General features: G+C 39.4%; 9 protein-coding genes and 2 pseudogenes. 4 read left to right on the top strand and 7 right to left on the bottom strand.

The features are described 5' to 3' along the window. From BBROOKSOX_RS07830 to BBROOKSOX_RS07805, 6 genes and pseudogenes are all read right to left on the bottom strand, one after another. Positions 1 to 461: pseudogene (locus BBROOKSOX_RS07830) on the bottom strand (hypothetical protein); the annotation flags it as partial. 66 nt (positions 462 to 527) lie between these two features. Next, positions 528 to 662 (bottom strand): annotated as a pseudogene (locus BBROOKSOX_RS07825) (IS1595-like element ISBaz1 family transposase); the annotation flags it as partial. A gap of 54 nt (positions 663 to 716) precedes the next feature. After that, positions 717 to 1280, bottom strand: a complete 564-nt coding sequence (locus tag BBROOKSOX_RS07820) for a UPF0149 family protein (protein WP_139660707.1) — start codon at positions 1278 to 1280, stop codon at positions 717 to 719. Positions 1281 to 1291: 11 nt separating this feature from the next. Continuing rightward, positions 1292 to 2254, bottom strand: a complete 963-nt coding sequence (locus BBROOKSOX_RS07815) for an aspartate carbamoyltransferase catalytic subunit (RefSeq protein ID WP_139660705.1) — start codon at positions 2252 to 2254, stop codon at positions 1292 to 1294. Positions 2255 to 2260: 6 nt separating this feature from the next. Then, a complete protein-coding gene (ruvX, locus tag BBROOKSOX_RS07810) occupies positions 2261 to 2680 on the bottom strand; it encodes a Holliday junction resolvase RuvX (RefSeq protein WP_139660702.1) in 420 nt (139 codons plus the stop codon). Then, positions 2677 to 3894 (bottom strand): lytic murein transglycosylase, encoded by a 1218-nt coding sequence (locus tag BBROOKSOX_RS07805; protein WP_139660699.1) that lies wholly within the window; start codon positions 3892 to 3894, stop codon positions 2677 to 2679. Before BBROOKSOX_RS07805 ends, ruvX begins: the two co-directional genes overlap by 4 nt. On the opposite strand from BBROOKSOX_RS07805, the gene BBROOKSOX_RS07800 reads away from it, so the two are divergent. The 4 genes from BBROOKSOX_RS07800 to BBROOKSOX_RS07785 are packed head-to-tail and all read left to right on the top strand — an operon-like array spanning position 3881 to position 6991. Continuing rightward, entirely contained in the window at positions 3881 to 4840 is a 960-nt protein-coding gene (locus BBROOKSOX_RS07800; protein WP_257607803.1) for an FAD:protein FMN transferase, read from the top strand. The two genes, BBROOKSOX_RS07805 and BBROOKSOX_RS07800, sit on opposite strands and share 14 nt — an antisense overlap. After that, positions 4837 to 6090, top strand: coding sequence for a replication-associated recombination protein A (locus BBROOKSOX_RS07795; RefSeq protein ID WP_139660697.1), 1254 nt, complete (start codon positions 4837 to 4839; stop codon positions 6088 to 6090). The genes BBROOKSOX_RS07800 and BBROOKSOX_RS07795 overlap by 4 nt, the downstream gene beginning before the upstream one ends. Further along, a complete protein-coding gene (gene crcB / locus BBROOKSOX_RS07790; RefSeq protein ID WP_139660694.1) occupies positions 6090 to 6485 on the top strand; it encodes a fluoride efflux transporter CrcB in 396 nt (131 codons plus the stop codon). Before BBROOKSOX_RS07795 ends, crcB begins: the two co-directional genes overlap by 1 nt. Positions 6486 to 6538: 53 nt before the next feature. Continuing rightward, complete coding sequence (locus BBROOKSOX_RS07785) at positions 6539 to 6991, top strand: hypothetical protein (protein ID WP_139660692.1); 453 nt, start codon at positions 6539 to 6541, stop codon at positions 6989 to 6991. Here BBROOKSOX_RS07785 and gshB read toward each other — a convergent pair. After that, positions 6975 to 7934, bottom strand: coding sequence for a glutathione synthase (gene gshB, locus BBROOKSOX_RS07780; protein ID WP_139660689.1), 960 nt, complete (start codon positions 7932 to 7934; stop codon positions 6975 to 6977). The two genes, BBROOKSOX_RS07785 and gshB, sit on opposite strands and share 17 nt — an antisense overlap. Positions 7935 to 8155: the final 221 nt, after the last annotated feature.

Genomic DNA, 8155 nt, shown 5'->3' with positions numbered 1-8155 from the left:
GATTATTAAATCTAAATTCACATTCTTTAAGGTGTAAATTAAACATTTTTTTATTCATTCCTTTAAATTTTACTAATCTAATTTTGGCATAACCCCAAAACGATTCTATGTCATTAATATGCGCATTACCTCTAATTATACTCTGCAGCCTAGCTGCAGAGCAATCTGATACAATTTCAGCATAAACCTTATCTCCTCGTTTTAGCAAACCCAACACAATGGTTTTTCCTAGGGCGCCACAGCCGCGCTTACCGCGGACGCGCCGTGCACCAAAGTAAGATTCGTCAACTTCAATCTGCCCCAGATTGAAGTTGAGATAACTCTAAAATTCTAAGTCTAATAGCGCTCAAATATTTATTAGAGACCTTTGCGTAAGTAGGGATTATTAGCAAAATGACAAGTTTTTCCGACTTGGTGATTTTATGAAATATAGTCATAGCAAAGCTATGGCTGTGTTTCATAAAATTGTCAAGTTGGTGAAAAATGGCGTTTTGATGATTATTCATATTTATGCAAAGGTCTCTATTAATTGTTTGTCTGCTTAATTTTGTTAAATGAGAGATTTGAGTAGCACTCAAATCCTCAGAAAATAACAAAATTATTTGCCTAAATTTAGCCTCTGAAATACGAGAACAAATTACATGCTTGTTTTTTACTTTCATGACGATACTTTAACAGGTTTTTAAACATGCTTAAGTTGTCATGACCCATAAAGTTTAATGTAGCATGTCTGGAGAGATGTAGTCTTGCTTGGAAGGCTGTAGGGTTTCTTGGATGAGCAAGGTGCCCATACGCACAAACTCAATAATTTCACTGAGGTCTTGCGCATTTTGCTCATCGTCTAAAACATCGCCATCAAGTTTAGATATCTCACTGAAGTCTTTGATCATTTCCAAGACATCTTCATCAGTGGTGGATACTTTTTGTAAACCTAAGCCAACTAAAAACCCCTGACACCACTGAATAAGGGTATCAGCTTGTTCTCTGAGTTTAGAGTCTTCATCGGCAATCAGCAGTTGGAAGTTGAGTGTGGCATCGCTAAGTTGTGATAGTGTGGTGTTGTAGATTTTTGCTAATTGCTCGTGAGCCTCTTTTTCATTCACATTGGTTAAATCAATACTCACCAAGACTTCATTGAGCCAATCGTCTAACTTAAGCTCAGGTTTAACACAGGAAAAACCACATAAGATTCCGTGTGCACTGGCAATGGTATCGTCAGTATTTAAGTTGTGTAGAGTGCCTTTGACTTCGTCGTAGTCAATGAGGTTATTGTCTGTCATAAGATCTTCCATTAAGATTTCCCAGCTAAAATTTCCATCACCGCCATACGCACCGCAATACCATTGCTTACTTGTTGAAGGATTACAGATTGTTTGCCGTTGGCAACAGAGGAATCAATTTCAACGCCACGATTAATCGGACCAGGATGCATCACAATAGCATCCGATTTTGCCAATGCTAGGCGTTCAGGTGTTAAGCCGTAACTGTCAAAGTATTCTTGTTCATTAGGAATATCGGCTTCTAACATGCGTTCTTTTTGTAGACGCAACACCATTACCACATCACAGTTTTTGATGCCTTCTTCAATATGATCAAAACAGCTAACTGCCGCACATTGCTTAGAGTCATATTGCAAACCTGCTGGTGCAATAAGACGAATATCGCGTGCACCTAGGGTTTTGAGTGCTTGAATATCAGAGTGTGCCACGCGTGAGTGGAGGATATCGCCCACAATCGCTATGGATAGATCCTCAAAACTTTGTTTGTATTGGCGAATGGTCAACATATCCAATAATGCTTGTGTTGGATGAGCGTTAATACCATCGCCCGCATTTAGAATAGAGACGCCCTCAATGTTTTCAGCCACATGATGTGGCAAGCCACTTTGTTTGTGGCGAATAACAAACATATCGATTTGCATCGCTTTGAGCGTATGCATGGTATCTAGTAGTGATTCATTTTTCTTGGTGGCTGAGTTGGCTAAATCAACATTGATAATATTGGCACTGGTGCGTTTTCCAGCAATCTCAAAAGTATTTCGTGTTCGGGTAGAGGGCTCAAAAAACAAGTTAGCAATGCTCATGTCATCAAGCGCTTTGGATTTTTTTAGATTGCCCTGAGCATCAAGCAAACCCTCGGCAACATCTAAGATGTGGGTTAAATGATGTTTAAAAAGTCCTTCAAGACCTAATAAATGGATCAACTTGCCAGAGGAGTTTAGTTGAATGTCATTACTAATCAAATCTTTATTCATCAGTGTTTAATTGTCCTCTAGCCAAGTCTGCAAAATTAACGCAGCTGAGCGTTTATCAACATCACCGCGTTTTGCATTCGGGTGATAATGGTTGTATTTTAGTTGTTTTTTGGCAATAGATGACGATAAATACTCATCAATAAACACAGTTTCTAGCTTGTATCTGTTGGTCAATTTGCGTCCAAACGACTTAGCAATAAAAGTCATTTCTTGTTCTTTGCCATCTTTATTAAAAGGCAAACCAACCACAAATAAATCTACATCATGTGCGTTAATAATTGTATCAAATCCTACAAAATTGATAGAACCATTTTTGTTGTTTTCAACCACACCGATGCCATTTGCTATGTGTGTTAGGCTATTAGCAATCGCAACCCCTGTGCGTTTTGTACCCACATCAAAACCTAGGTAGGTTTTGATGTTCATTTTGTTTTTTTTAATCGTTGTAATAATTGATAGCCAACATAACCATCAACGGCTAAATTGTTTGCACGCTGATAATCACGAGTTGCATTGCGAGTTTTTGGACCTGAAAACCCATCAGGTTTGCCAGCATCAAAACCCAATTCATTGAGCGTGGTTTGAATAGTAAATACATCATCACGACTGAGCGATGGCTCATCAGTAGACTCAGCAATAAGCATAGGTTGTCCATTAAGGCGGTCAGACAGATGACCAACAGATAAGGCGTAGAGAATTGAACGATTCCACCTGAGGATGGCACGGAAGTTTCTATAAACCAAAAAAGCAGGGCCTTTATGTCCCATTGGTAAAATCAATGACGCTTTAGGCGATGGGTGAGCATTTTTTTTGTCATCTGCGTGTTTAACCCCTAAAGACACCCACTCCTTAATGCTTTTTTTGATTTTTAAGCCTGCCAATGAAAAATCAAAATCCTCAGGAACTGTTACCTCACGACCCCAAAGCTCGCCTCTATGCCAACCAATACGCTTGAGAAAATTAGCACTTGAATAAAAAATATCTTCCTCACTGTCCCAGAGGTCTAATTTGCCATTTTTGTCTGCATCCACACCATAAGCAGCAACATTGCTGGGCATAAATTGTGTATCGCCCATTGCACCTGCCCAAGAGCCTTGTGCGTTGTGTGGTAGTTTTTCTTGATCAATCAGTTTGAATAAAATTAATAATTCCTTAGTAAAGAACTCGCGTCTACGCAAATCAAAGCTCAATGTTGCCAATGAACGTACAAGCGCCATTTTCCCTACATGTTTGCCGTAGTTGGTTTCCAGCCCCCAAAAAGCTACTAAGATTGAAGGCTGCACGCCATATTTTTTATAAATGTGCACTAACAGGGGGCGAATTTCTTTAAGTTTAGCTTTACCCTTTTCTAAGCGATTATTACTCACTCTTGAATTCATATAACGCCAAAAGTTCAAGGTGAATTCTGCTTGATTGCGGTCGTATTGAATGACTTTTGGGTTGAGGGTTAATCCGTCAAAAGCACGCTCTAGTGTTGTTTCTGAGATACCTTGCTTTATTGCTTTGATGCGAATATCTGCCAAGAACGCTTCAAAGTTTTGCGCGATATCGGTGCGAAGGGTATCATCTGTCTCAGCAAGGCTTAAATGACTTAAACCTGCTGAAATTGTGAAGATAAAGAGAAATATGGATCGAAGCATAGCAAAATTATACCTTATTAGCATCGTCTTAGTGCTTAGTGCTTGTGGCGCGAGTGAAAAAATCAACACTTTTACTGGCTCAACTATGGGCACCACTTATACGGTAAAAACGATTGGCGATGATGCGGCCTCTCAACAAAAAATTGATGACAGGCTTATACAAATCAATCAAATCTTTTCCACTTGGGATACTCAATCTGAATTATCTGTTGTTAATCAACAGCCAGTCAATGAGTGGATTAAAGTTTCTAACGAGTTGTTTTATGTTTTAAAAACAGCCAAAGAAATCTATCAACAAACGCAGGGTTATTTTGACCCCGGCATTGGGCATTTAGTTGATGCGTGGGGTTTTGGCGCTAATAAAACCACACAAAGACCCACTCAACTTCAAGTGCAACAAGCACTTGCAAACAGCTCAATGGCTTATTTAACACTCAGAGATGGCGCTAATAAGAGGGTTAAAAAAACTAGAGATATCTATATTGATCTATCAGCCATTGCCAAAGGTTATGGCGTAGATGAAATCGCCAAACTGTTCAATACAACAAACTATTTGGTAGAAATCGGTGGCGAAGTACGAAGCGGTGGCAGTAATAAGGGAAAAGCGTGGACGGTGGGTGTGGAACATCCGCACAAGGCAGCGCCAATTGCCATTACGCTAAAAAATCAAGCAATTGCCACTTCTGGTAATTATCGTCATTATTTTATCTGGCAAGGCAAGCGTTATATGCACATTCTTAATCCACACACTGGACTGCCTGCTAATAGTGATTTGGCATCAGTGAGCGTCATCCATCCACAAACAATGGTGGCAGATGCCTACGCTACAGCGATGATGGCAATGGGCAGCCAAAGAGCTACAGTTTTAGCAAAACAACGGGGTCTATCGGTCATCTTGATTTTAAACCAACAGGCACATTTTAAAGTGATAAAAATTAACTTATGAAATCTTTATCAAAACCTTTGGCTGAGAGTTTAAGGCCACAAATATTAGATGAGTTCTTTGGGCAGTCACATCTATTGCGTGATAGGCACCCATTGAAGCAGGCGATTGACAATAAACAGTTACATTCAATGATTTTGTGGGGGCCGTCAGGCACAGGTAAGACCACTTTAGCGCGTATTATTTGTAAACAAATTGATGGACATTTCGCCCAGCTTAGTGCCGTATTAGACGGCATTAAAGAGTTGCGGATTGTCGTAGAAAATGCTAAAAAATTTCAAAATATCGGACAGCAAACCGTTTTATTTGTTGATGAAATTCACCGTTTTAATAAGGCGCAACAAGACGCATTCTTGCCACACATTGAATCAGGGCTCATTACATTGATTGGCGCGACCACTGAAAATCCGTCATTTGAACTGAATTCTGCTTTGCTCTCTCGCCTGAGTGTTTATGTGCTTGAGCCATTAAAGGCAGATGAGTTGGCGCAAATTTTGCAACGAGCCTTGACGCACGAAAATTTAACAACCCTAGATAAACCCACGCAAGACAGTGTTATCAATGCTAGTGGTGGCGATGCTAGACGATTGATTAATATTATTGAGCAAATTGCATTGGCTAAGTTGGACACACTAGATATGGATTCAGTGGGGCAGTTGTTGCAAGAAAAAATCCCTGTTTTTGATAAGGGTGGGGATATTTTTTATCAACAACTTTCCGCCTTTCACAAATCAGTGCGTGGCTCCTCGCCTGATGGTGCATTGTATTGGATGGCAAGAATGTTGGTGGCAGGTTGCGATGCAAAAACTATTGCTAGGCGGCTATTAGCCATCGCCTCAGAGGACATTGGTAATGCCGACCCTAGGGCGTTAGAAATCACGCTAAATGCTTGGCAGGTGTTTGAGCGAGTAGGCGAGAAAGAAGGCAATCGAGCCATTGCACAAGCGGCGGTGTATTGTGCCGTTGCACCTAAGTCAAATGCAGTTTATAAAGCCTTTAATCAAGCGATGAGTGTAGCAAAAGAAACGGGAGATTTGCCTGTGCCGAAGCATTTGTGCAATGCCCCTACTGGGTTGATGAATGACTTAGGTTATGGTGAAGGTTATCGCTATGCACATAATGAACAAGACGCTGTGGCAAAAGGGCAAACCTATTTCCCTGAAGCATTGGGTGAACAAAGTTATTACGCACCAACGCAGCGTGGTTTAGAGATTAAAATTAGTGAAAAATTAAAACAATTAAGGGGTAAATAATGACTTTTTTTCCAACAGTTTTGGCAATTGGACTGGGTGCGACTATTGGCGCAAGTATACGCTATTATTTAACGCAATTTATAAATGCAACCTTTGGCAATGCCCTCCCCTATGGGACGCTCAGTGCCAATGTTATTGGTTCATTTGTCGCAGGCATTTTGGCAGTTGTCATATTGGAAAAAGCAGCGCTTAATGAGGCATACCGATTAATGTTGTTGATTGGTTTAACAGGCTCATTAACCACAATGTCAACTTTGTCTTGGGAATCGGTAGAGATGATGAGTCTTGGGCATTATGGACAAGCCAGTATCAATATTTTATTCAATATATTGTTATCATTATTGGCCGCAGGTCTGGGTGTTGCATTAACAAGATATTTGTTAGCGAGTAGTTAAGTTTTGTCTTGGTAGAAATAACAGTATACAGTGCACTGTATACTATTTGTATAATGAATAACAAGGGCAACAAGTCTAATACGCGTCATCGTATACTAGACTATATCAAAAATTCTGACGCGGTAAGGTCCGTTGATATAGATGCACATTTTGACATTAATCGACAAATGGCTCATTGTCATTTAAAAGCGCTGATTGAATCAAGCAAAATTAAAAAAATAGGGGTTGCACTAAAAACTTTTTACACTGCAATTAATGAAGATATAGCAGTTATAAATTATCAGCTTGAAGAAAAAACTCAACAGATTATTGCCAAGATTTTTTTTATTGAGCCCACAGGCGAAGAGTTGTCAGGTGTTGTTGGTTTTGAAAAATGGTGTAGCAAACGGGGCTTTAACACCAATCAAATTGCTTGCAAGCCCAAAAAGGCACAAAACACAAGCAAAGTTATTGGTTTTGCTGTTACGGGTAGTTTGAATGATTTTGAGGTTATTTCCGAGGTTTAATTTTTTGCTCAATTGCATCAAATAACACACCCGCAATATTTAAATTAAATTGCATGTCTAATTCACGAATGCAGGTCGGACTGGTAACATTAATCTCAGTGATGGTGTTACCGATCACATCTAATCCGACAAACATTAAGCCCTTAGCTTGTAAGGTAGGTGCTATTTGTTCGCACAGCCAATAGTCGCGTTTACTTAAAGGCTGCCCAACGCCCAAAGCACCTGCAGCTAAATTACCTTTAAAATTACCTTTTGCAGGGATGCGTGCTAAGGCATAATCAATCGGTTTGCCATTAATTAATAAAATGCGTTTGTCACCTTTGAGGATTTCAGGCAAAAATTCTTGCACCATAATTGGACGCCTACTGTTATTTGTCAAACGCTCTAATGTGACGTCTATCTCGCTATCACCTGTTTCAAATTTGAAAATATCGCGCCCACCCATGCCATCTAGTGGCTTGACTACGACAGTTTGTTGGGTCGCAATAAAAGTTTTAATTTGTGTTTGATTGCTACTTACTAAGGTCTTGGGTATACAGTGTGGAAAATTCAGCGCAAATAATTTTTCATTAGCATCACGCAAGGATTGTGCTTTGTTGACAACCAACACTCCTTGTTTTTCTGCCTGTTCTAAAAAATAAGTGGCGTAGATATAATTCATATCAAACGGCGGGTCTTTGCGCATCAAAATAACATCAAATGCACTTAATATCATTATTTGGCTGGGTTGTTTTTCAAACCAGTGTTCAGGATTATCAGCTACAGTGGTTGGTGAAGCATGCGCATAAACACCCTCTTTATCTGCGAATAGGTCGGTTGTATCCAAGGTATAAACCTCCCACTTGCGACGCATAGCCTCCAGCATCATAGCCAATGAAGAATCTTTTTTTGGATTGATATTAGCAATATCATCCATTAATACAGCAATTTTCATAGTAGGTATTATAAAGGTCTTTACGGTCTATATTAACGACCGTGCGCTTTAGTTAGGTTCCAAAAAGAACTTAACATTAAGGGAGGCAATGATACAATCATCGAGACTTTTGCATAACTCATAATTTTTCACTTTAATTTCAATTTTTAGATTTTTTTCAAAAATATTTTCAAAACTATCTGTATTTTTTCATAAAGTCCAAAAAAACCTTATTTTCCCAACTGTTTATT

Source organism: bacterium endosymbiont of Bathymodiolus sp. 5 South (genome assembly GCF_900128535.1).
Lineage (GTDB): Bacteria > Pseudomonadota > Gammaproteobacteria > PS1 > Pseudothioglobaceae > Thiodubiliella.
Note: the sequence above shows the minus strand (reverse complement) of the source record. Positions and strands in the feature narration are given on the sequence as shown.